The sequence below is a fragment of the Leekyejoonella antrihumi genome (genome assembly GCF_007845645.1).
GTDB classification, from domain to species: domain Bacteria; phylum Actinomycetota; class Actinomycetes; order Actinomycetales; family Dermatophilaceae; genus Leekyejoonella; species Leekyejoonella antrihumi.
The window spans coordinates 1-22,782 of record NZ_VCQV01000033.1; the positions used below are offsets into that span (position 1 = coordinate 1).

The following is a 22,782-nucleotide window of genomic DNA, read 5'->3' on the forward strand; positions in this document are numbered from 1 at the left end:
CCCTGTGCGAGGAACTGACCGCCACCGAGACCACCTATCCCGGCACCAACCTGACGATCGTCTACACCGTCAAAGACCACCCCGACCCTTCATGAACTATCCCTCTATGTCAGGAGATCAGAGACCCTAGCGGCCATCGGCGCGTTGTTCATCACCGCCGGGTCGGTCGCTATCGTCGTCGCGGTGCAGCTCAGCTCGCCCAGCCTGTGGCTCTTCCTGCTCGGTGGCGCCGTGCTCGGCTTCGGCGGGGGCTCCTACTTCAAGAGCTCCCTACGCACAGTCATCGCCACGGGCAATCCCGGCAGCCGCGCCGGCGCACTGACCCTGTTCTTCCTCGCCGGCTACCTGGGCCTCAGCATCCCCGCCGTCGGCCTCGGCCTGCTGGCCCAAGACGTGGCGGCCAAGACGGCGCTGCTGATCTTCGGCGCACTGCTCGTCGCCGGCGTTGCCGCCAGCGCCGGACTCCTGCTACGCCGCCCGCAGCAGGCCGCACCGGCCCACACGCTCTCGACTCCCGATTCACATTCAGTCCACGAAGGTAGGCACGCAGCATGAGCAACGTCAGCATCATCGGAGTGGGAAACATGGCCCGCGCCATCGGCGCCCGTGCACTCGAGGGCGGTAACTCCGTCGAGCTCATCGGCCGCGACCAGGCCAAGGCCGACGCGTTGGCTCGCGATCTCGGATCCGGCGCCACGACGCGAGCATTCGGCTCCGCGCCGAGCGGCGACATCGTGATCCTCGCCGTGCTCTACGCCAGCGCCGTTCCCATTGTCCGCCAGTACGGCGACGCACTGGCCGGCAAGATCATCGTCGACATGGCCAACGCGTTCGCGCCCGGCGCCACGGGCCTGCTGACCCCTGATGGCAGCTCCGCCGCCGAGCAGATCGCCGACGTCGCTCCCGCCGACGCGCACGTGGTCAAGGCGTTCAACACCCTCTTCGGCCATGTGCTGGAGGCCGGTTCGAACCAGCGCCGTCGGCTGGACGTCTTTCTCGCGGGGGACGACGCGCCGGCCAAGCAGGCCGTGTCGTCATTCATCGACAGCCTCGAGCTCCATCCGTTGGACGCCGGCCCGCTGACGATGGCGCGCAGCCTGGAGCACGCCGGGCTGCTGATGATGGGTCTGGCCGGCAACGGTGTGGGGCACTACAACTTCGCCCTCGCCATCACCGATCTGACCATCTAGCACGGGTGCAGCTGGGCGCAGTCCCATTCCCGTTCGAAACCCATCAAGGTGTGAAAGGAGTTTCTGATGGACAAGGTGACGCTGACGGATGAAGCCGCGACATTGACGGAATTCTGGTCACAGAAGGTCGTGGCGGCCGGCAATGGTCAACTCTTCAAGGTTGCCAAAGGTATCGGCTCGACCAGGTGGCACTCCCACGAAGACCAGGACGAGGCCTTCCTGATCATTCAGGGGCAACTACGCATTCAGCTCCGATCTCACGACGTGGACCTGGGCCCCGGCGACCTGTTCGTGGTCCCTCGCGGGGTGGAACACCGTCCCGTCGCTGCCGAAGAAACACGCTTCCTCATCATCGGACCAGAGGTCACCTCCACCGTCGCCGGCGGCAAACCGGAGTGGAGCTACGGCGGTGGCACACCGCCCGAGTCGTCCTGAACCTCCGGGCGGAGCGGTGAACGTGCCGACGGCGGTGAGCCCTGCAGGCCGCGACCGCGAGAGCCTGGCGCCCACGAAGGCAGCACGGCGGGCCACGAGCCCCGTGGCCGCTCCACACGTGGACGGCGACCCATCCGCCGCGGCCTATCTTGGGGTGATCGGCTCCAGCCTCACGGCGATCATGTTGACACCGCTGCTGTCCCACTTGGAGTCAACAACCACCAAATCCTCGATCGCGAGCTCCTGCTGCCCGACGCTGGACACCTGAAGCCTCCCGATCTCGCTGCGAATAACCTTCCAGTAGTGGAGGATCGGATAAGTCTCGTCGCCGTCTCGGTGCAGCGTGAACGGCTGCCGGTCAGCGCCCGCAACAAGGTTTCCCGTCATGCCATCGGCCCACCATTGCGGGTTGGCGTTGCTGAACGTCTCCTTGCTGAGCAGCACCACGCGGTAGTCGCCCGGCGTCGCCATGGTGAAGTTCCAGCGCACCGATCCGTCGCCGCCGGTTTCCCCTGTCCAAACATCAAGACGGAGGGCGCACCCGGGAATCTGGACCAGGTTCCGGGCGACTGTGGGTGCGTGGCGGAACGTGAGCTCGATGGTTCGCGGCAGCCCATCGGTGGGCGGTGGCAGTTCTAGGCTGACGACGGTGGCGGTGCCGTCTGTCGCAGCGTCGGCCACAGTGAAAGGCACCGGGGTTTCGGTGGCACGGTCCAGAACGGCCGTGGGCGCCGACGTGAGGCCGGGCAGGGACAGCTCGCGCGCTTCATGATCGGCGACGTGCAGGAAGAGCGAGGATCCGGCGGTGGTGACGTAGCCCCAGTCGAAGCTTCCCGGGAAGGGCGAGGCACCTGCGGCGCGGATGCCCGGTGCGGCTCGATCCATCCATGCACCGATACCGCCGAACTGGTCCAGCGTCTGTTGCGGCATCGAGCCGGTGGCGTCAGGTCCCGCGTTGAGCAACAGATTTCCGCCACGACTCACCGTGTAGGCCAGCGTTTCGCAGAGGCCTGCCACCGGCTTCCAGCCCGCGGCCCGCTGGGAGTACGCCCAGCTGTCGTTCGTGGTGGCGGCCGTTTCCCAGTACCGGGCCGGTAGAACGTTGTTGAAGTAGTTGTCATCCATGGAGTTGTAGTCGGCGTCCGCGCCGCCACCGAGACGACTGTTGATGACGGCACCCGGTTGCAGCTCTCTGACCAGGTCAAAGGCCTCGTGGGCGCATTCCTCCGGGATGCCACTGGGCATGTCGAACCACAACAGCCCGAGATCTCCGTAGTTGCTGAGGATTTCACGCAGCTGCGGCACCGCCTTGCGGCGCCAGTAGCGGTGAAAGTCCCCCTGCGCGGGATCGAAGTCCCAGTCATTGCACTGTGGCCCTACTGCATCCGGGTCCTCCCAGTCGATGGTCTGGGAGTAGTAGATCCCGAGCATGATCTCGTGCTCGGCACAAGCCTGCGCAATCTCGGCCAGCGGGTCGCGACCGAACGGCGTGGCATCCACGACGTTGTATGCCGACGCCTCCGAGTGAAACATGGCGAACCCGTCATGGTGTGTCGCCGTGTACACGAAATACTTGGCACCGGCCTCGGACGCCATGCGCACCCAGTCGCGCGCATTGAAGCCAGTCGGGTTGAAGGACTTTGCCAGATCACCGTATTCGGACAACGGAATCTTTGCCTTGAACTGGATCCATTCGGCCAGTCCTGCTATGTGCCGGCCGGCCCAAACTCCGGCCGGTATCGACGAAATACCCCAGTGCACGAAGACACCGAACTTTGCGTCTGACCACTCCTGGCGCCGCTGAATGTCCTGCGAGGTCTGCTGAACCACGGACGGGCCGTGAACTCCCTCGTCGGCGGTGGGCGCCTGAAATGCAGACTTACGGGAGGGCGTGGGGGTCGTCGGAGGCATGGCCACGATGTTACCTGCGCTGTCTTGGCCCATTGAGTTCACTCGTGTGAAGGCGCCTCTGGTGATGGGTCGTCTCAGGAGAGTGCGACACGAACCTTCTTCCTGAGGGCGGATGAAGCCAGCAGGAAGCTTCTGTCGTGTAGGACGACTCAAGAAGAGTGGCCGTTCGGACAAGGTCTTTGACAACTGCCTGATCTCGAACCTTGCAACAGGTCACGCAAAAGCGGCACGGGTCCAACCTGCGACACCTGGAGTGCAGTCGGCTGCGGCGATTGCGAATCCGACGGATCAGGCGCCAATGCCCGTGCTGCCGGTTTGTCTCGAAGGGTCGGTCGGCCGGACGGGCTGATCGGCCGGCGGCTGCGGACCAGCGGTCTGACCTGACGCGGTCTGACCGGACACTCCGCTCCTGGCTTGGTTCTCGGCCTTGAAGTCGTCAATCTCGGTCTTGAGGATGCGTGCTGACCGGCCCAGGCTACGTGCCGCGTCGGGAGCCGTTTCCAGCCGAAGAGGATAACGACGAGCAGCACAAGGATGACGATGTGCCACCCATCAAAAATGTTTCGTCCCACAAAGATGGTCCCTTCTTGTCATCCTGGTTGACGATGGGCTGGATCATGAGACCAGCCGAGGTGGAGTCAGCCGCGATCGGCGACTGACTCCACTCGGCTCACCTGCTGGTCAGGCCTTCGTCAGGTCCAGCTCGGTGGGCAGGCCGTCGGCGCACTGGACGGTGACCGACGTGGTGCCGTGGCCGGCCCGGGTGGTGACACCCTGGGTGGCACAGGTCCACCCGCCTTCCAGCTCCACGGTGATTGCGCTGCCCTGACCGGGCGAGTCTCGCCATGGCACGTCGTACGGTGAGGCGGTGGGTGCGGACTTGTCCGGGCCGGTGTAGAACCGCAGGTCCGGGTCGGTGACCGACAGGGCCAGCCCGTTCGAGGTCGGCTGCACGAGCACGACCGAGGGAGTGTCCACCGCCCGCACCAGCCTATCAGTCAGCCGGTGCGATCGCTCGAAGACCGCGCACCCGGTGATCCCGGTGGCCCGGTCACTGACCACGTGGGCGGTGGTGTCGTGCCGCAGCACCGCATACGGGGCCGTGGACCGATCCTGCATGTCCGCCGCGAACGTCGTCATCGTCTCCGCCGTCGCCCCGACCACCAGCGCGTACTCGTAGGAGCCTCCGCGCGGTTTGGTCCCGTGATCCAGCACCGCGGTCGCGTACGGCTGCGAGGCCGTGGTGGTGTTGCCCTGGTCCGGGGCGGTCTGCACCGCACGAGAGACCACCAGCTGCTGACCCTTGGGCACGTAGTACCCATTGCTCTGCGGGTCGATCAGCCAGACCGCGCTGCGGGTCTTGCTCGCGTTGCTGTACGGCAGCGTGCTGATCGACCCGTCGCGCGAGTCCACCGTCGGCACACTGGTGTCGGCCAGGTAGCACTGGAACAGTGTGGTCTCGGTGTGATGCGACCGGTCGTTGTTCACGATGCCCTCACCCAGGGCGATGACCCGGTTGTCGAAGAGGAACACCGACTTGCGGGCGTAGAACGACCCGTTGTACTCCGCGTTCTCGTGCAACGACATCAAGAACGCGCCGTTCTGCCCACCAATCGTGCCGCCACCACCAAGGCGCTGATCGGTCAGCAGCATCTCTTCACCCACGGGGGTGATGTTAGAGATCAGCTGGTCGTAGGGCAGGTTGATGGAGGTGGTGCCCGGGTAGCGATTCCAGTCCCATCCGGGCTGTACGAAACCCGAGCCTGCATTGCTGATCGGGTCTCCCCCGGCCATCACCTGCACATGACCATAGGTGACGTAGCGGCCATACATATTGCTGGCCCAATACATCTCGGTGGACCACAGGTAGCGGTTGTGGCCACGCACCGACACCAACCAGTTGTCCCGCCGGTGCGAGACCAACGGTGAGTGGTTCATCACCTGACACCCGGTCGGGGCCGGCTCGGCGACCACCCCAGCCTTGGCCAAGGCCGATTTCAGCTCCAGTTGCGCCGAGTATGCGTGGAAGTTCGGCAGCAGCCGCAGGAAGGCCGCACCCATCTGCGGGTCCAGCGCATGCTTGCCGTCGGGGCTACCCAGCTGAGTCATGGTCTGATATCCATTGAGCGAAAGGCCATCGACGCCCGTGGGGTGCCGGTTCGCCAGTGCGATCGGCCAGTTGATCTCATTGGCGTAGAAACGCATCGCCAGCAGCGCGTCGACCCACCGCTGGTGCGTCTCCTGGGACACCGCGAACCCGGTCCCGGACAACGCCAGCAGGGCCGGTGACCCGCCGCTGAAGCCGTCCCGCGAATAGGCCGGGTAGTGACCCATGTGGTGGAAGGTCGACAGGTCCGGCTTGAACCCGCCCTCGGTCCCGGCCGAGAACTTGCTCGCGTTGTCGATCCACTGCTGCACCAGCTTGACCCTGGCGACCTTTTCCGCGTCGCTGTCGGACAGCAGGGCACTGCCCAGCATGCCCATCAGCGTGGTGTTGATGATGTCCATGATGCCGTTGTAGAACTTGGCGACATCCCTCGTGCTCTGCCTCATGCGGCCCATCCCGACCATCCACGCCAGCATCGCCTTGGCATGCGATAGCAGATTGCGCTGAGCTAGCACGTCGCGCATCAGCCAGACTGAGGTGTAAAGTTCCCCGGCCTGGTAACCGAGGTGGTGGATCGTGCCTTGCACGCTGCCGTCGTCCCAACCCTCGTCCCACAAGTGCTGCAGCATCCGCACATACAGGTCGGCCAGCTGGCTCTGCAGGGTCGAGTCCGTGGTCGAGGTGTAGGCCGCCGCGATCGTCTGCATCTCCTTGGTGTACTTCTCCAACGGAGCCTCCGGCGCCAACCGGGCAAGGTCGGTGGCGATTGCCGCCGGCCAGATCGCATTCTGATGACCCAGGATCGGCCGGCCAGTGCCGCCCTTGCTTCCCGCGGCGGGCACACCGAAGCCGTCGACCGCCTTCGCGATGGCGGCGACCGACGCGGCAGTCACCGTCGTGTTGTGCTCCACCGCGACCGTGTAGGCCTGCTCGATCGTGGCCAGGTCCGCCAGCTGCGCGGTCGTCGGAGTGGGTGTCGGCAGTGGCTTGGCGTCCTGCTGCGAGAACCACAACAGGTCCAGCCAGTGCTCATTCGCCCCAGTGGACACTTCCGGATTGGCGAATGGCACCTGCCGGTCCCGAGTCGGGAAGTTCGATCGCACCGGCTGGTTGACGAGAATGTAGTCCAGATAGATCGTGCCGGCCCGGCGCGGCGCCACGAACCGCAGTGTGTCCATGTCGCCTCGCACCCGGCCGTTCATGTCCTCATACCGGATCCAGACGGTGCGCCACCCGGTGAAATCCAGATGTACGTCACACCACGCATCGGTGTGCGACCCGCGCCCCGCCTCGATCCGCATCGTGTCCGACGATGGCGTGAACTGGTACATCCAGAACGCCAGAGTGTCCACGTTTGCGCCGATGTCGGCGCCGTTGCCGCCGGTAGGAGGCCCGATCTCCAAGGGCGCGTTGATCACAAGCCGACCCCGTGAGCCGTAGTTCCATTGCAGGCTCGACGTCCCGGTGTGGTAGACGTCGCTGGTGATGCTCATCGTCGAAGCGGGGGACACGCTGAACTGCTTGGGAACCGTCGTCTCCAGCAGGAACACCGGTGGCTGGAGGGCCAGGGCCTGGGCCTCCAGCTCGGGCATGGTCGACGCCGTGGGGGGCGTGACCGCCAACGGCGCCCCGGTCGGTGGACTGACCGGGGCAGCATTCGCGCGTGGGGCCAGCAAAGCAGTCGCCGTACCCGCAGCGGCGACCGTCAGCAGCGTGCGACGACTGAAGTCGTGGGACGAGAGTGACATTGAGTCTTCTTCCTTGAAGGGGGCTTCTTCCGAAGTAAACTGCTGCTGCGCAAGACGATTCAAGAAGGATTGTGATCTATGCCATGAACTTGGGCAAACGCTTACCAACTTGGCGGAACCTTTACCATTGGTGCATTCAACTCAGAACGGAAGTGTGTCAGTGAAGTTCGCCTTGTCGACCCTTGGTTGCCCCGAACTGTCCGTGTCGGAGTCGGCGGCATTGGCTCACGCTCAGGGATATTCGGGCCTCGAGCTGCGGTCGGGGCCAGCTGCCACGGTTTCCTTCGAAGCAAAAGCGGAGGACCGCCGGGGCTGGCGCGCCCAGCTCGATCAACACCGCGTGCAGGCACTGTCCATCGCCTCATATGTGAAGCTTTGTGACACCAGCGTTGAGGATGCTGAGGTGATCGAAAGCGGTCTCGCCCAGGCCCGGCTCGCGCATGACCTCGGCGCGACCTGGTTGCGGATCTTCCCCGGTGGCACACGTGGCGTGCCATGCCCGCCCGACGTCGAAGAGCGCGCAGGTCGCCGACTCGCCGGAATCGTCTCGGCCTGCGAGGGGCTCAGCGTGCGGCTCGCAGTCGAAACGCACGACAGCCACCCGACGGCTCGTGACGTGCTTCGCCTGATCGACTCCGAGGGATGCGGTGACGTATGCGTCATCTGGGACATGCTGCACACCTGGCTCGGCAATGAGGCACCCGAGGAGACCGTTCGACTGCTCGCCGGTCGACTCGCCTATGCCCAGGTCAAGGATGTTGCCGGACACGACGAGCTAGCGCCACTGGCGCTCGGCGACGGGGTCCTTCCGCTGCAACGGGGTCTTGACCTGTTGCGCGACCACGACCTGACCGACTGGGTGTCGTGGGAGTACGAACGCGCATGGCACCCGGACGCGCCATCTCTTGCCGAGCTGGGCGAACCAGGCCGACGCTGGCTCACCCGGGCGCTGTCAGAGCGGAGGTGACCGCGAAGCTCAGTCGCGGGACTCGCCCGCAGTGCTGTCCCAGAGCGGCCCCTGGAAAGCGCCCGGCTGACCCGCCGGTGCGGCCTGTCCGGTGCCGATCACGGGCAGCCGCTGGCCGTCGTGCTCGGGCCGGATGTACTGACTGAACCAGTCCGCCAGCTCGTCGGAGAGCTGTCGACACCTGTCCTGCTGGCCGGCCTCTTCGACCAGATTGACCGTCTCGCCAGGGTCGTTCGCCAGGTCGTAGAGCTCATTCGGGCCGTCGGGCCACCGGTGGATGTACTTCCAGTCCTTACTGCGGATCATCCGCGCGGGCCCGTACTCGTCGAACACCACGACGCGGGCGGAGTCCGCATCTGCAGCCGACTGCCGATCACCCGAGGCAAGCAGCAGCGACGCAAATGAGCGGCCAGGACCGTTCTCCATCGGCGTGGGGTCGAGGCCGGCGAGCTCGAGCAGTGTGGCGCCCATGTCATACGCCGAGAGAAGCTCGCTGCGAACGACGCCCTCGGCGATCCGCCCGGGCTGGCTCACGATGGCCGGCACCTTGACCGAGCTGTCGTACATGTTGAGTGGCCAGGTGCCGTTGCCCTTGCCCCAGATGCCGTGGTGCCCGGCGTTGAATCCGTTGTCACTGCTGAAGACGATGACCGTGTTATCTCGCACGCCCGCATCTTCGAGGGCATCGACGACCCGGCCCAGTGCGCGGTCCATCGCGGTGACCGAGGCGAAGTACCCGATCAGCGCGGCACGGGTGTCGGGCTCACCGCCCAGGGGTGACCCGTCGCGCAACGTGGTCCACGGATGCAGCTCTCCCTGCGGGCAGCTGTCGAAAGGACAGTCGGCATACAGCGCCTCCACCTCGGGCGGGTGCTGTCCCTTCCACGGACTGTGCGGCGCGGTGAAGTTGAGGGAGAGGAAGAACGGGTCGTCCTGCGCCGCACTCTCGCGGATGAACTCGACGGCGTCGTCTGCGAGCGCGTCGGTCAGGTATCCGGGCGTCGACTCGCGCTCACCGCCACGGAACATCGGGGCATCGTGGTAGGCGCTACCGCCGGCCTCATGCGCATACCAGTGCGTGAACCCATGCCGGGGCGATCGCTGGCGCCGAGGTGCCACTTGCCCGACAGCCCGACCCGGTATCCCTGATCGGCGAGCACATCGGTCACCATCAGCTGACCCTCGAGATAGTCGGTGGCGGTGGGGCCGACATGCGTCCCCGTGAGGTAGTCGTGCACACCGTGGGCGGAGGGAACCTGCCCGGTCATCAGGCTGGCGCGGGCGGGCGAGCAGACCGGCGAGGTGCAGAAGAAGCTCTCCAGCCGCGTTCCCTTCTGCGCAAGCTGGTCGAGCACAGGCGTCTTGATCTCCTTGTTTCCGGCGCATCCCATGGCCCACGCGCCTTGATCGTCGGTCAGGACGAAGAGAATGTTCGGACGAGCCGGGTGTTCACTGGTCAAGAGCAGACTCCTTCGGGTTGTGGCCACTTCCCTCTGAGGATGCATTGGAAAGCGCTTGCTGGGTATGCTACCTGTGCCAGTCCGGCGTGCGGCACGAGTGATCGCAGAATGCTCGGGCGCCACGCAGCTCGAGCTCTACACTTCAGGTCACGTTGATCATCCCTGATCGCAGAGGAGACGTAGTGGTGCAATCGGGTGGGTCGGTGACGTTGAGCGATGTTGCCAGAGAAGCAGGAGTCTCGGTCGCTACGGCGTCGCGTGCCCTCAATGGCAGCTCGCGCACCGTGCGGCCCGACCTCAGTGCACGGGTGGCGGCTGCGGCAAGACGCCTTGATTACGCGCCCAACGCGCAGGCTCAGGCCATGGCCAGGGGCGCGACAACCATGGTAGGGCTGATCGTGCACGACATCGCCGACCCGTACTTCTCGGCGATAGCCGCTGGGGTCTCCCGTGCCGCCGACGATGCCGGTTTGCTGGTCATGCTGAGCAACACCCTCGGACGGCCGGAACAGGAGCTGCGCTACCTCAAGGCGCTTCGCGCCCAGCGCGGCCGGGCCGCGATCCTGGTCGGCAGCCAGCGCACCGATCGGGATCACTCTGCGGCAGTCAGCTCCGAGGTCGCCGCCTTCGAGCATGCAGGTGGTCGAGTGGTCGCGATAAGCCAGGCCCGACTACCCGTTGACACCATCGTCATAGAGAACGCCGCGGGGGCGGGCGCACTCGCACGCAAGTTGGCCGAGATGGGCCACTCACGCTTCGGGGTGCTGGCGGGACCGAGCGACCTGCTGACGGCTCGCGACCGCCACCGAGGTTTTCAGCGAGGAGCCGTCGATGCGGGTTGCGCACCGCCCATCGCGGTGCACGGAGCATTCACTCGTGATGGCGGGCACTCGGCCATGGCGCAACTTCTGGACAGCGGCTGCCAGATCGACTGCGTCTTCGCCGTCAACGACGTCATGGCGGTCGGAGCGATTGCTGCGTGCCGCGACCGCGGGTTACAGCTGCCCAAGGACCTGGCGATTGCGGGCTTCGACGACATCGCCACCCTGCGCGACATCACTCCCTCACTCACCACCGTCCGCCTGCCGCTCACCGAGCTGGGCAAGCAGGCGATGGAACTGGTCACCGCGCCGCCTGGAACCGCGCCCAAGAGATCGCGGGTCAAGGGCACCGTGGTCATCCGGGACTCGACCCCCGCCCATCGCTGACTGCAGCCCTCCTAATAAGTCTCAACATTGCATAATTAGTCCACCTCGGGCAGGCTAGTTTCCGTGACCGACACCAAAAACGCACGCCGCAACGGCTCCGAACAGCGGATCATCCGCGAGATTCGGCGCTCAGGCGCTCTCGGGCGAGGTGAACTGGTCCGCCGCACCGCGCTGCCCCGATCCTCCGTGTTCGCCATCGTCGGCGACCTCGTCGAGCGCGGTGTGCTGGTCGAGACCAGCCGTCCCGGCGATGCTCGCCGCGGTAGAGGCCGGCCAGGTGCCCTGGTCTCGCTCGATCCGGCCGCAGGTCTGATCGTCGGCGTCGATGTCGGTCGCGAAGCCACCCGCCTGGTGGTGGCCAATGCGGCTCACCAGATCGTCGCCGCCGGAGTGAGCGAGGAGCCCGCAGCGGAGGATGCGGGGGCCTGCGCGGTGCAGATCGAGACGTTGATTCACAGCGTTTGCGCGGTTGACGACATCGATCTCGATGCTCTGGAAGCGGTGGGCATCGGCGTCTACGGGCTCCCCGAGATCCATGAGTCGGCCACCCGGAGTCCGCGGGATCTGACCTCGGAGCTTTCGAACCGCCTGGAGGTGCCGGTGGCGCTCGGCAACAACACCCGGCTAGCCGCCCTTGCCGAGGCGACCTGGGGCGCCGGGCGGGGGGTGGATGACCAGGTCTATGTGCGCTGGTCCGTCGGCGTAGGCGGTGGCTGCCTCGTCGGTGGCCGCCTGCTCGTCGGAGCCAATGGGGCTGCCGGTGAGATCGGCCATGTGTGCCTCGACCCGAACGGGCCGCGTTGCGACTGTGGTGGACACGGCTGTCTCGAGACGCTTGTCGGCGGGCCGGCCCTCCTCGAAATCTGTCGGCAACGGGGCCTCGACCTGCGCAGTCTCGACGATCTCGTCGAGGCCGTGCAGGCACGCATCGCGGTGGCGAGTGATGTGGTCGTCCAGGCCGCCCGTCGACTGGGGGTCGTCCTCGCCGGAACAGTGGCCCTGCTCGACCCGCAGCGAGTGATCATCGGCGGCGAGCTCGGCCAGGTCGGCAGCCTGGTCCTCGAGGCGATCCACGAGAAGATCGACGCCCTGTCCATGCCCGGGCTCGGGCGAACCGTCGAGGTGGTGCGGGCCGACCTCGGGATGAATGACGGCGCACTGGGTGCCGTCGCACATGTCCTACGCAGCCGTCAGCCCACCACCACTGCCGGGTAGTCGAGTCTGCGTGCGCGCCTTGCGCTCGAGGTCCAGCTCACTCTATTGTCTTAAATTAGACTAATTACTGTAGTCCCACGAGAGGTGCTCGATCACCATGACTGAGCGTATGAACGTCCTGTTCCTGATGACCGACCAGCACCGGACGGACACGCTGCCGTGCTACGGCAACACGGTCATCCACACCCCCAATCTGGACCGCATTGCCCAGAGCGGCACGTGCTTCGAACGGTTCTTCACCCCCACCGCGATCTGCACCCCGGCGCGCGCATCGCTGTTCACCGGGCTCCACCCCTACCGCCACGGGCTGTTCGTCAACCCCGAGCGCAGCGGTGGCGCGCAGGTCGAGATCCCCGAGGACCTGACGGTGCTGTCCAATCCGTTGCAGGACGCGGGATACCGGGTGGGCCATGCGGGCAAGTGGCACATCGGCCGGGACCGTGGGCCCGAGTTCTACGGCATGGACGGTGTGCACCTGCCGGGTGCACTCAACCCGTTCGACCACCCCACCTACCAGCAGTGGCTGGCCGACAATGACTTCCCCCCGTTCTCCGCCAGTGACGCGATCTTCGGGGTCGCCGAGAACGGCAGCGGGCGCGGACACCTGCTGGCCGGACGTCTGAACCAGCCCGAGGAAGCGACGATGGAGCGATTCATCACCTCCCAGGCGCTGGATCTGCTGCGGCAGTATGCCGAGCGCGGGCGCACCGACGGTTCACCGTTCTGGCTGACCAGCAGCTGGTTCGGACCGCACCTGCCATACCTGATCCCGAGCAAGTACTTCGACATGTATGACCCCGCGCTGGTCGAGCTGCCGGCCTCGATGGCCGAGACCTTCGACGGCAAGCCACCGATTCAGCGTCGCTACAGCGAGTACTGGTCGACCGACGCCTTCGACGCCGACCAGTGGCGCAAGCTGATCGCCGTGTACTGGGGTTATGTCACGATGATCGACAACTGCATCGGCATCCTGCTCGACGAGCTGGAGACCCTCGGCATCGAAGACTCCACGGCAGTGATCTTCACTGCCGACCACGGGGAGTTCACCGGCGCACACCGGTTGAACGACAAGGGGCCGGCCATGTACGAGGACATCTACCGCATCCCGGGACTGATCCACGTGCCGGGAAAGCCGGCGCAGCGGCGACGCGAGTTCGCCTCTCTGGTCGACCTGGCGCCGACGATCCTCGACCTCGCCGGTGTTGAACCGGTCGAGGCCCACGACGGCCGCAGCCTGGTGCCGATCCTGTCCGGCGACGACGTCCCGGACTGGCGTCAGCAGCTTGTGGCCGAATTCCATGGCCACCACTTCCCGCACTCCCAGCGCATGCTGCGCGAGGACCGGTACAAGCTGGTCTACAACCCCGAGAGCACCAACGAGCTCTACGACCTCGAGATCGACCCGCACGAGCTGCACAACGTCTTCACTGCACCGTCGTATCGCTCCGTGCGCCAGGACATGGAGCTTCGTCTGTATCGTGAGCTCGTGCAGCGGGATGACCCCGCGAGTGCCTGGATGACCTACATGACCTACGTGGGCGAGGATCGCGCACCGGACGTCGACGGGGTCGCCGACCAGGTCACGCCGAAGTCGTAAAGGGGATCAATGAGCCTCTCCAGTGGGCCGCCTCGCGCCGGCACTCCTTCGCACCCAGAGGCTGCCCGGCCATGAAGCGCGTGCCCTTCAAACGTTCGGTCACTCGTGAGAACGAGCGTGAGCGAGTGCCGGCGCCGCTGCTGAAGCGTCGCCTGCCGTCCGGGCAGGGCGCGATGATGCAGCCCAACGTCACCCACGACGGCGATGCGGCGCTGACCCCCCGCTTCTGGGTCGCCATCGTGATCACCGGTGTTTCGGCCGGCGTCGTGGGCGACCTGCTGATGATCCTGCTGAAGGCAGTGCAGCGGGTCGGCTTCGGCTCGCACGGGTTCGACGAGTACGCGGCGAAAGTGGCGGCCGCCGATGCCTGGCACCGGGCGACACCGTTGCTCGTGGCCGGGGTGATCGCCGGCGTGGGGTGGTACTTCCTGCGACGCTTCACCCCCGGTCGCAAGTCCGAGGTCGACGACGTGGTGTGGACCGGCAAGGGCCGGCTGTCGTTCCGCCGCAGCCTGGGCACCTCCATCCTCTCGGAGATCGTCGTCGGACTTGGCGCCTCTCTCGGCCGTGAGGCCGCGCCCAAGCTGATGGGCGCAGTCTCCGGCAATGTCGTCGCCACCGCCCTTCACCTGTCCCCGGCTCAGCTGCGACTACTGGTGGCCTGTGGCGCCGGCGCCGGGTTTGCTTGTGTCTACAACGTGCCCCTCGGCGCGGCGCTGTTCACCGCAGAGGTGCTGGTGGGCACGGTTGCCCTGCCGGTGGTGCTGCCCGCGCTCGGCTGCGCGGGCGTCGCGACAATCACCGCGTGGGCCGCGCTGCCCGATCACGCGATCTACGTTGACATCCCTCAGTATGCGTATGCACCCAGGCTGATGGTCTGGGCATTGATCATCGGGCCGATCGTCGGCGTTGTGGCAACGGTCTATGTGCGACTCATCGGTCTTGTCTCGCACTACCGCATCAGCGGCCGCTGGGCGCTCATCGCACCGTTGGTCGCCTTCGCCGTGCTGGCGGTGGCCGGACTGCGGTATCCCCTGCTGTATGGCAACGGCTCCGACATCGCCCACCTGGCGTTCGCATCTGGCGGGACCCTGGCGCTGTTCGTCGGCCTCATGGTGCTCAAACCCATTGTGACGCTGCTGTGTCTGGGCAGTGGTGCAACCGGTGGGCTCTTCACGCCCGTGCTGTCCACCGGTTCCGCGCTTGGAGCGGCACTGGGGATCCTGTGGACCATGGCGTGGCCGGGGTCGCCCATCGGTGCCTACGCGATGATCGGGGCCGCTGCGATGATCGGAGCGGCCATGCAGGCTCCCCTTGCGGCGCTCGCGCTCGTGCTCGAACTGACCCACAGCGGATTCGGGCTCATGGTGCCGATGGTCATCGCGACGGTCATCGCGACGGCCATCACTCGATGGATCGACGGCTACTCGATCTACTCCGCTCGACTGTCCGCTCCCGCGCACGTCTGACTGGGGCTGCCTCCGCGGCCACTCACCATCAACCAAATAGTCGGGTTGCGTCGTCTCCAAGGGCAGTTCAACAGCTACGGGGCATGACGGCTCCGCGGTCAGTTGTCGACCCTGTGCGGTCACGACCACGTTGTCGACTCGAGGTTGGGCCTGTCCTGGTGCTGCCGCCGCTGTGTCTCTACTCACGTACCGACCTGGTGGCGGGCGTCTGGTCAGTGCTGCGCGCCTGCCTGAGCGAGTGGCAGGCGTCGCCGATGGAGTTGCGGTCGGGGTCCGGACATCCAGGGACTCTTCTGCACAACGAACGCCTGCACGTGCATGCCCCCCGTTCGGTCGGCCCGACAGAACGCACCGCCTCGACGTGCACCGCACCGGGGCGGTCCACGCACACCAACTCGTCGCCATCGGACTGCGGCTGCCCAGGCCCACGATTCCCCACCAATCCCGCAGCCGGGTCACCCCCGAGGGAATCGTCAGGCTTGCAGACGAGGCACCACCGCAGCCCCCTATCGGCCCCGGCCATGACCCCCGCAACCAGCAGAGCAGCGCACTGTCTGAGCATCCGCATTGCGGCCTTCAGTAGTAGTGGTGGATCTCCACCGACGGTGACTGGATCGGGCCGTTGATGTCTGTCCCCGCAGACTGGTGACAGCTCTTGACCGCGAAGCTGTCGTGGACGCTGGTGCCGTAGCCGGACTGGGCGGAGACGCTGATCGGACCGACCCCGAACCCGGTCGACCAGGTCGCGTTCTTCTCCGCCCTCCCGTGGGGCGACCCGGGGCCTCGGTCGGAACCGCGACCGGTCTGGCTACGCTGACCGGCCATGGCACTCTCCGACGCACAGCAGCAGACCGTCGACGGGTGGTTTCCCGGAGCCGTGGTCGTGGCCGATCTGAGCTGGGGACTGGTTGACACCGTGGTGCTGCACCTGAGGCACGACGGTGGAGAGGCCGTGGTGAAGGCGGCCGGACCGAGCGACGGCCACCTGCCCCGCGAGATTGCGGCACACGAGCGGTGGACCGGGCCCTGGCGCACCACCGGCCGGATCGGTCGGCTACTGCACGCAGACCGGGACCAGAACGTGTTCGCGCTGTCCTACCTGCCCGGCGTGCTCGTGCAGGACAGCCCGGCCGCGGATGACGCCGACACCTACCGGCAGGCGGGCGCGCTGCTGGCGGCCTACCACGCGCAAGCGGCCCGAGTCAGCCAGAGCTATGAGGCGCAGATGGACGCCCGAGCGATCACCTGGCTCGACGGTGAGCATCGGATCTCCCAGGGGATCGTGACGCGGCTACGGGAGGTGATTGCCTCCCACGATCAGCCGGCGGTCGAGCTGGTGCCGACGCACGGCGACTGGCAGACCCGCAACTGGCTGGTCAACGACGACGGGCAGATCCTCGTAATCGACCTGGGCCGGGCGGACTGGCGCCCCGCATTGACCGACTTCGCCCGGTTGGCCCGTCGCGAGTGGGAGGGTCGACCGGGGCTGGAGCGGGCCTTCATCGAGGGCTACCGTGGCGACCCGCGGGAGTCTGCGGCGTGGCAGCGGACACTGTTACGCGAGGCCATCGGCACCGCATGCTGGGCCTACCAGGTCGGCGCGGAGGACTTCGAGCAAGAGGGCCACCGGATGATCAGGCAGGCACTGGCTGCGGCCTGAGGGGGCCGATGTGGAGTGCCACTAGTCCGAGATGTCCGGCCAGCCGGAGCGTCCGACGGGAGCTCGGGCCGCCCCGATCGGCTCAACATGCCGTACGCCGTAGGCCGAGAATGATCGTCAACCCCACCACCAGGTGCAGGCACAGCAGTCCGACCCCGGCGGCCACCGAGGCGGCCTCGAGCGGGCCGAGCAGCGAGACTGTCAGAACCGCCAGCGCCAGCGCCGTCCACGGACGTCGCGAGTGACAGCGCCGGCGCTCGATCAGCCCCATCGAGGCCCACCCAGCGCACGCGGCGAGCTGTGCGGTCAAGACCACTCCGACCCACCCAACCGAGGCCGGTGAGGACCCGGTCTTCACCAGCAGGTCGACCCGCAGCAGTAGATGCAGAACCGCCCATCCCGTCACTGCGCACACGACCGCCGCAACCACTACCGCGGCCCGGCCCATGACGCGCGTGCGCAGCCGTCCCAGTGTCGAATTCATCGCTGTCGTTGACATCCGTAGCTCCCTGTATCGATCCTCTTGTGATGCCACGAGAGTGATGCACGGCACCGGCACAGTGCATCGGCTGAAAGGCCGGATCCGGACCATCGAACGGCGGCCGCAGTACCGACTTTCGGCGGTAGCGCGGCCGCCGCGACGCTGCATACTCTCAACTCGTGCAGACCTCGATGTGCCAGGAGATGCGGCCCCCGCTGCTGCAGAACGTTCGCGGCGCCGAAGCCGGCATGATGCTGGTGACCCTCGTGCTCGCAGGAGCCACTGTCCTGGGGGACGCCAGCGGCGGTGAGGCCACCCGCCTGCTGATCATCGACAGCGTCATCGGGCTGCTGAGCGCCGGCCTCATGCCGTTGTTGGTGCGCCGCCCGACCCTCGGCGCCACCCTCCTGGTGGCGCTGGCCGTGGCGTCACCCGCTGCCACGCCCGGCGCGAGCATCGCGGTGATGCACGTCGGGTGGCGCCGGCCCTTCGGCCGCGCTGCCGCCGTCGCAACCCTCGCCGCCGCGACCCACCTGCTGCGCTGGGTCTGGCTGCCCTATCCCGGCCTGTCGTTCGGCTGGTGGGTCGTCCTCGTCATCACGGCGGATGGCGCTCTGCTGGGCTGGGGGGCCCTCATGCGAGCCCGCGGTGCGCTCGTCGCCTCGCTTCGCGAGCGCGCAGTCCGCGCAGAGGCGGAGCAAGGCAGGCGGGTCGCCGAAGCGCGGGCCCAGGAGCGCGCCGCCATCGCCCGCGAGATGCACGACGTCCTGGCCCACCGGCTGTCTCTTCTCGCGACCTACGCGGGGGCGCTGGAGTACCGTCCCGACGCACCTCCGGAGCGGCTCGCCGAGGCGGCCGGCGTCATCAGGGGTGGCGTGCATGACGCCCTGGACGAGCTACGGGACGTCATTGCGGTTTTGCACGACACCGAGGCCGACGCCTCCGGAGCGGCCGGCGACCGACCACAGCCGACCCTGGCAGACATCACCCGCCTGGTCGACGAGTGCAAGGCAGCCGGTATGCAGATCACGCTCGTCTATGCCGCCGCGGGCACGCCGACACCGACGATCGGTCGCACGGCATACCGCCTCGTTCAGGAGGCACTCACCAACGCGCGCAAGCACGCCCCCGACCAGCCGGTTCACCTGTCCATCAAGGGTTCTGCCGGATCAGCACTGGAGATCGAGGTCTCCAACCGCGTGGCCGCATCGTCGTCGACCGTCCTGCCGAGCGGTGGCACCGGGCTGGTCGGCCTGACCGAGCGGGTGCGTCTTGTCGGTGGCCGACTGGACCACCGGGTGACGGGTGATCGAGTGTTCGTGCTGCACGCACGGCTACCGTGGCCCACATGACTCTGCCGATCCGGCTGATGCTCGTCGACGACGACCCCCTGGTGCGTGCCGGGCTCGCTATGATGCTGGACGGCACGGACGGCATCGGCGTGGTCGCTCAGGTCGGCGACGGTGCCGATGTGCCGGCGGCGGTCGACCAGCACCATCCCGACATCGTGCTGATGGACCTGCGAATGCCGCGAGTCGACGGTATCCGGGCCACTGCGCGGCTGCGGGCCCGGCCCGAACCTCCTGAGGTCGTGGTGCTCACGACGTTCGACTCCGACGACAACGTCCTGCGCGCCCTGCGCGCGGGAGCCAGTGGATTCCTCGTCAAGGACGCCCCTCCCGCCCAGATCGTCGAGGCGATCCGACGTGTCGCGGCCGGCGATCCGATGCTGTCTCCACAGGTCATGCGCCGGCTCATGGACCGGGCGGTCACGACATCGGCCGCGGTGCAGGACGCTCGAGCGGCGCTCGACCGGCTCAGCCCCAGGGAGCGCGAGGTGGCGACCGACGTCGGACGCGGCCACTCCAACACCGAGATCGCCGCCGCGCTCTTCATGAGCACGGCCACCGTCAAGGCGCACATCTCGCGCATCCTGGCCAAGCTGGACCTGACCAATCGCACTCAGGTCGCGCTGCTGGTCCACGAGGCCGACCCCAGTGACTGATCGGTGCCCTCGACAGAAGTCGCTACGGCATACGCTGAGGTCCGACCGAACAAAGGAGTGACATGCCGCCTCTGTCCCTGACCGTGGTCAACGGCCCCAACCTCAACCTGCTCGGCACTCGCGAACCGGGCATCTACGGCCATGAGACGTTGGCGGACGTCGAACGACGTTGTGCCGCAGTTGCCACCGAGGTCGGCCTGTCGGTCGACTGCTTCCAGAGCAACAGCGAGGGGGCGATCGTCGACAAGCTGCACAGCGTGCGCGAGTCGACCGCTGGGATCGTCATCAATGCGGGAGCCTACACGCACACCTCGATCGCGATCCGCGACGCCCTGGCCAGTGTGGCTGCCCCGTTTGTCGAGGTGCACATCTCCAATGTCCATGCCCGCGAGTCGTTTCGGCACCACTCCTACCTGTCGGATGCGGCGGCGGCGGTCATCGTGGGGTGCGGCACGCAGGGGTACGACTTCGCGATCCGCCGGCTCGCCACGCTGCTGGGCTGATCGCTCTCAGGTGATCTGCCGGTGGGAGCCGACGATCTCACCTTCGCGGTAGTGCATCAGTCGGGTTACCCGTGAGCTCGGATCGACGCCCTCGAGGTCGTCGGCCAGGCCCAGGTGGGTGAGCACGCCGGCAGCCTCGTCACTGATCCAGATCACGTCGCCTTCGCGCTGCCGCAACACCTCATGCACCCGGCCCGGCTGCTCGACGCTGCAGAGGAAGGACACTCCGAACACCACCGGCACCGCGGGCGCCGTGACCGGGGCGGCCGCCGCCCGGAACGCGTCCCGCTGGTCGACCACCACACCCTCGTCCACCAGCAACTGGGTGGCCCGCATCGTCCGGACCTGCCCTGCGACATCCTCCGGAAGCCGGAACGACAGCAGCCAGTCCAGCTGATCCTGCCGGGCCACATCAACCGGTGCGAGATCGACGCCCAGCCGGCGCACGACCTCGTGTCCGCGGAGCAGCCCCTCTGCCGGATCCAGCCGGTCGGCGACCAGCTCCAGCCCGGCCGCGGCGCCCACACAGAGCAGATCGACCGGGACCGGATCGGCGTATGCATGACGCAGATAGTCCGTCAGCAATGCATAGACCCGCGTGCCGCCGGCAGGATCGTTCAGGACCGCAGGTCGACCAAGTCGCAGGGCTATGGTCGAACGACGGTCCCGCAGGAACTCGCGGAACAGCTGGTACGCCCGCTCGTCCGGCGGTCGATGGCCGCCGAGCACCGGGAAGTACTCCGCCAGGTAGTCCTTGCCACCGCGCTCACGCAGCAGCGAGTGCGTCGCGGTCAAGACCTTGCGGGCGTCCTTCCACGTCTCCAGCGGCGCCCCCTCCCGCACGAAGTACGCGAAGGTGCCCTCCTCGTAGAGCCGGTCTTCGGCGACTCGCCGGCACAGCAGGTGATAGAGCGGACTGTGCTCGAGCCGCTCGGCCGCATTGGCAAATGCCGCCCGGTGGCTGACCTCTTCTTCTGACTCCGCCATACGTACAACCTAACGAAGAGGCAAGATGGACCCGTGACCCCTCATGCAGCCCTGAACGCACTGACCGGCATCGACGGACTTCTGTCCGAGGAGGAGCGCGACCTGGCATCGATGGTCCGCAAGTATGCCGATGACCGACTTCGTCCCCACCTGGCCGACTGGTTCGAGGCGGGTGACCTCCCGGCTCGCGAGATTGCCAAGGACCTCGGTGGTCTCGGGCTGCTCGGGATGCACCTGGACGGCTATGGCTGCGGCGGTTCGTCTGCCACCGCATACGGCATTGCCTGCCTGGAGATGGAGGCTGCCGACTCGGGACTGCGCAGTCTGGTGTCCGTGCAGGGCTCACTGGCGATGACTGCGATTCACAAGTTCGGCAGCGAGGAGCAGAAGCAGGAGTGGCTGCCCAAGATGGCGGCCGGCGACGCGATCGGCTGCTTCGGCCTGACCGAGCCCGACTTCGGCTCCGACCCGGCCGGCATGCGCACCCGAGCCCGGCGAGACGGCGATGACTGGGTGCTCAACGGCGCCAAGATGTGGATCACGAACGGCACCGTGGCCGACGTCGCCATCGTCTGGGCGCAGACCGACGCAAGAATCCGCGGTTTCGTCGTGCCGACCGACACTTCGGGTTTCGAGGCACGCGAGGTCAAGCACAAGATGTCACTGCGGGCGTCCAAGACCGCGGAGCTGTCGTTCACCGACCTGCGGCTGCCCGGTTCGGCGATCCTGCCGGAGGTGAAGGGTCTACGCGGTCCACTGTCGTGCCTGTCCGAGGCCCGGTTCGGCATCGTCTTCGGAGCGATGGGCGCGGCACGCGACTGCCTCGAGACGGCGCTGGAGTATGCCGACACCCGCAAGGTGTTCGACAAAGCCCTCGGCGGCTACCAGATCACCCAGATGAAACTCGCCGACATGGCGCTCGAGCTGACCAAGGGCGTCCTGCTCGCGCTGCACCTCGGCCGGTTGAAGGACGGCGGGGGCATCACCAATGAGCAGGTCAGCCTCGGCAAGCTGAACAACTGCCGTGAGGCGATCAAGATCGCGCGCGAGTGCCGCACGATCCTCGGCGCCAATGGGATCACCTTGGAGTACCCCATCATCCGGCACGCCAACAACCTGGAGTCGGTGATGACCTACGAGGGCACCTCGGAGGTGCACCAGCTCATCATCGGGCAGGCGCTCACCGGGTCCTCAGCCTTCCGCTGAGCGAGCTTCGCCGGCCTGCGCGATCACGCCCGCAAGCTGATCGGCCCAGGCTTCCGCGACGTGCCGGCGGCGTCGCGAGTCGTCGCTGAGCACGTCCGCCAGCCCGAACCCGCGGGCCATGTCGAGGGTGGCCTGGATCATCCGATGAGTCGCCGGGTCCGAGTCATCGGCGCCGAGGAGCCGGACCGCGGCCGCGTGCACCTCCCTCGCAAACTTGCGTTCCAGAGGAACGATTCGCTCGCGCAAGGTCTCGTCGGCCGCCGCGGCGGTCCACACCTGCAGCGCAGCCTTGAACAGGTCTCCGGTGTAGTACTCCACCAGTCGCAGTACAACCGTGCGAGCCCGGCCCTCGGGCCGGCCCTGCACCTCACCGACGTCGACCTGCGCGATCCGCAGCTCAAACATCCGCTCCAATGCCGCGAGGATGAGGTCTTCCCTCGTCGGAAAGTGGTGTTGAGTCGCGCCTCGGCTGATGCCCGCCTCCGCCGCGATCACCGACACCGTCGAACGACTCCAGCCGTCGCGGGCCAGACAAGTGATGGCAGCCTCGATCAGGCGCTGCCGCGTGGCTCGGCTGCGATCCTGCTTGGGTGCTCGAGCATCAACGGTGGTCTGGTTCATCAGCAGAACCGT

General features: G+C 66.8%; 19 protein-coding genes and 1 pseudogene. 13 read left to right on the forward strand and 7 right to left on the reverse strand.

Translation table 11 applies throughout. From position 1 onward, the window contains the following. Window positions 1–183: 183 nt before the first annotated feature. The 3 genes from FGL98_RS19045 to FGL98_RS19055 all read left to right on the forward strand — a co-directional run bounded on the left by FGL98_RS19045 (window position 184) and on the right by FGL98_RS19055 (window position 1,625). Entirely contained in the window at window positions 184–555 is a 372-nt protein-coding gene (locus FGL98_RS19045) for a hypothetical protein (RefSeq protein ID WP_146319437.1), read from the forward strand. After that, window positions 552–1,190 carry an NADPH-dependent F420 reductase gene (locus FGL98_RS19050; RefSeq protein WP_146319439.1) on the forward strand — a complete coding sequence of 213 codons (639 nt, stop codon included), beginning with the start codon at window positions 552–554 and terminating at the stop codon, window positions 1,188–1,190. The genes FGL98_RS19045 and FGL98_RS19050 overlap by 4 nt, the downstream gene beginning before the upstream one ends. Window positions 1,191–1,256: 66 nt before the next feature. Further along, window positions 1,257–1,625, forward strand: a complete 369-nt coding sequence (locus FGL98_RS19055; RefSeq protein ID WP_146319441.1) for a cupin domain-containing protein — start codon at window positions 1,257–1,259, stop codon at window positions 1,623–1,625. A gap of 144 nt (window positions 1,626–1,769) precedes the next feature. Here FGL98_RS19055 and FGL98_RS19060 read toward each other — a convergent pair whose 3' ends face one another. Both FGL98_RS19060 and FGL98_RS19070 read right to left on the reverse strand, forming a co-directional pair. Then, window positions 1,770–3,536, reverse strand: a complete 1,767-nt coding sequence (locus FGL98_RS19060) for an alpha-L-fucosidase (protein ID WP_186526260.1) — start codon at window positions 3,534–3,536, stop codon at window positions 1,770–1,772. 681 nt (window positions 3,537–4,217) lie between these two features. After that, window positions 4,218–7,391 carry a chondroitinase family polysaccharide lyase gene (locus tag FGL98_RS19070; protein WP_146319445.1) on the reverse strand — a complete coding sequence of 1,058 codons (3,174 nt, stop codon included), beginning with the start codon at window positions 7,389–7,391 and terminating at the stop codon, window positions 4,218–4,220. 202 nt (window positions 7,392–7,593) lie between these two features. Between FGL98_RS19070 and FGL98_RS19075 the strand changes: the two genes are divergently transcribed. Next, a complete protein-coding gene (locus FGL98_RS19075) occupies window positions 7,594–8,358 on the forward strand; it encodes a sugar phosphate isomerase/epimerase family protein (protein WP_246136647.1) in 765 nt (254 codons plus the stop codon). A 9-nt stretch (window positions 8,359–8,367) separates the two neighbouring features. Here FGL98_RS19075 and FGL98_RS19080 read toward each other — a convergent pair. Further along, window positions 8,368–9,863: pseudogene (locus FGL98_RS19080) on the reverse strand (sulfatase family protein). Window positions 9,864–10,000: 137 nt separating this feature from the next. Here FGL98_RS19080 and FGL98_RS19085 point away from each other — a divergent pair. From FGL98_RS19085 to FGL98_RS19100, 4 genes are all read left to right on the forward strand, one after another. Then, complete coding sequence (locus FGL98_RS19085) at window positions 10,001–11,026, forward strand: LacI family DNA-binding transcriptional regulator (RefSeq protein ID WP_146319449.1); 1,026 nt, start codon at window positions 10,001–10,003, stop codon at window positions 11,024–11,026. 63 nt (window positions 11,027–11,089) lie between these two features. After that, window positions 11,090–12,241, forward strand: a complete 1,152-nt coding sequence (locus FGL98_RS19090) for an ROK family transcriptional regulator (protein WP_186526262.1) — start codon at window positions 11,090–11,092, stop codon at window positions 12,239–12,241. Between the two features lie 97 nt (window positions 12,242–12,338). Beyond that, window positions 12,339–13,838 carry a sulfatase family protein gene (locus FGL98_RS19095; RefSeq protein WP_146319451.1) on the forward strand — a complete coding sequence of 500 codons (1,500 nt, stop codon included), beginning with the start codon at window positions 12,339–12,341 and terminating at the stop codon, window positions 13,836–13,838. A 71-nt stretch (window positions 13,839–13,909) separates the two neighbouring features. Further along, on the forward strand, window positions 13,910–15,307 hold the full coding sequence (locus FGL98_RS19100; RefSeq protein ID WP_146319453.1) for a chloride channel protein: 1,398 nt from the start codon (window positions 13,910–13,912) through the stop codon (window positions 15,305–15,307). 576 nt (window positions 15,308–15,883) lie between these two features. On the opposite strand, the gene FGL98_RS19105 is transcribed toward FGL98_RS19100, so the two are convergent. Next, a complete protein-coding gene (locus FGL98_RS19105; protein WP_146319455.1) occupies window positions 15,884–16,132 on the reverse strand; it encodes a hypothetical protein in 249 nt (82 codons plus the stop codon). Between FGL98_RS19105 and FGL98_RS19110 the strand changes: the two genes are divergently transcribed. Then, on the forward strand, window positions 16,131–16,967 hold the full coding sequence (locus FGL98_RS19110) for a phosphotransferase (RefSeq protein ID WP_146319457.1): 837 nt from the start codon (window positions 16,131–16,133) through the stop codon (window positions 16,965–16,967). The two genes, FGL98_RS19105 and FGL98_RS19110, sit on opposite strands and share 2 nt — an antisense overlap. Before the next feature lie 82 nt (window positions 16,968–17,049). On the opposite strand, the gene FGL98_RS19115 is transcribed toward FGL98_RS19110, so the two are convergent. Continuing rightward, window positions 17,050–17,466, reverse strand: a complete 417-nt coding sequence (locus tag FGL98_RS19115) for a DUF6069 family protein (RefSeq protein WP_146319459.1) — start codon at window positions 17,464–17,466, stop codon at window positions 17,050–17,052. A 161-nt stretch (window positions 17,467–17,627) separates the two neighbouring features. Here FGL98_RS19115 and FGL98_RS19120 point away from each other — a divergent pair, with 161 nt between their 5' ends. The 3 genes from FGL98_RS19120 (at window position 17,628) to aroQ (ending at window position 19,956) form a co-directional block, all read left to right on the forward strand. Further along, window positions 17,628–18,800 carry a sensor histidine kinase gene (locus FGL98_RS19120; protein ID WP_222432257.1) on the forward strand — a complete coding sequence of 391 codons (1,173 nt, stop codon included), beginning with the start codon at window positions 17,628–17,630 and terminating at the stop codon, window positions 18,798–18,800. Continuing rightward, window positions 18,797–19,453, forward strand: coding sequence for a response regulator (locus FGL98_RS19125; protein ID WP_146319461.1), 657 nt, complete (start codon window positions 18,797–18,799; stop codon window positions 19,451–19,453). Before FGL98_RS19120 ends, FGL98_RS19125 begins: the two co-directional genes overlap by 4 nt. A 62-nt stretch (window positions 19,454–19,515) precedes the next feature. Next, window positions 19,516–19,956 (forward strand): type II 3-dehydroquinate dehydratase, encoded by a 441-nt coding sequence (aroQ, locus tag FGL98_RS19130; protein WP_146319463.1) that lies wholly within the window; start codon window positions 19,516–19,518, stop codon window positions 19,954–19,956. Between the two features lie 6 nt (window positions 19,957–19,962). Here the strand turns inward: aroQ and FGL98_RS19135 are convergent, their stop codons facing one another. Beyond that, window positions 19,963–20,943 (reverse strand): DUF2332 family protein, encoded by a 981-nt coding sequence (locus FGL98_RS19135; RefSeq protein WP_146319465.1) that lies wholly within the window; start codon window positions 20,941–20,943, stop codon window positions 19,963–19,965. 33 nt (window positions 20,944–20,976) lie between these two features. Here FGL98_RS19135 and FGL98_RS19140 point away from each other — a divergent pair, with 33 nt between their 5' ends. Continuing rightward, on the forward strand, window positions 20,977–22,149 hold the full coding sequence (locus tag FGL98_RS19140; RefSeq protein WP_146319467.1) for an acyl-CoA dehydrogenase family protein: 1,173 nt from the start codon (window positions 20,977–20,979) through the stop codon (window positions 22,147–22,149). On the opposite strand, the gene FGL98_RS19145 is transcribed toward FGL98_RS19140, so the two are convergent. Next, complete coding sequence (locus FGL98_RS19145; protein ID WP_146319469.1) at window positions 22,135–22,770, reverse strand: TetR/AcrR family transcriptional regulator; 636 nt, start codon at window positions 22,768–22,770, stop codon at window positions 22,135–22,137. The two genes, FGL98_RS19140 and FGL98_RS19145, sit on opposite strands and share 15 nt — an antisense overlap. Window positions 22,771–22,782: the final 12 nt, after the last annotated feature.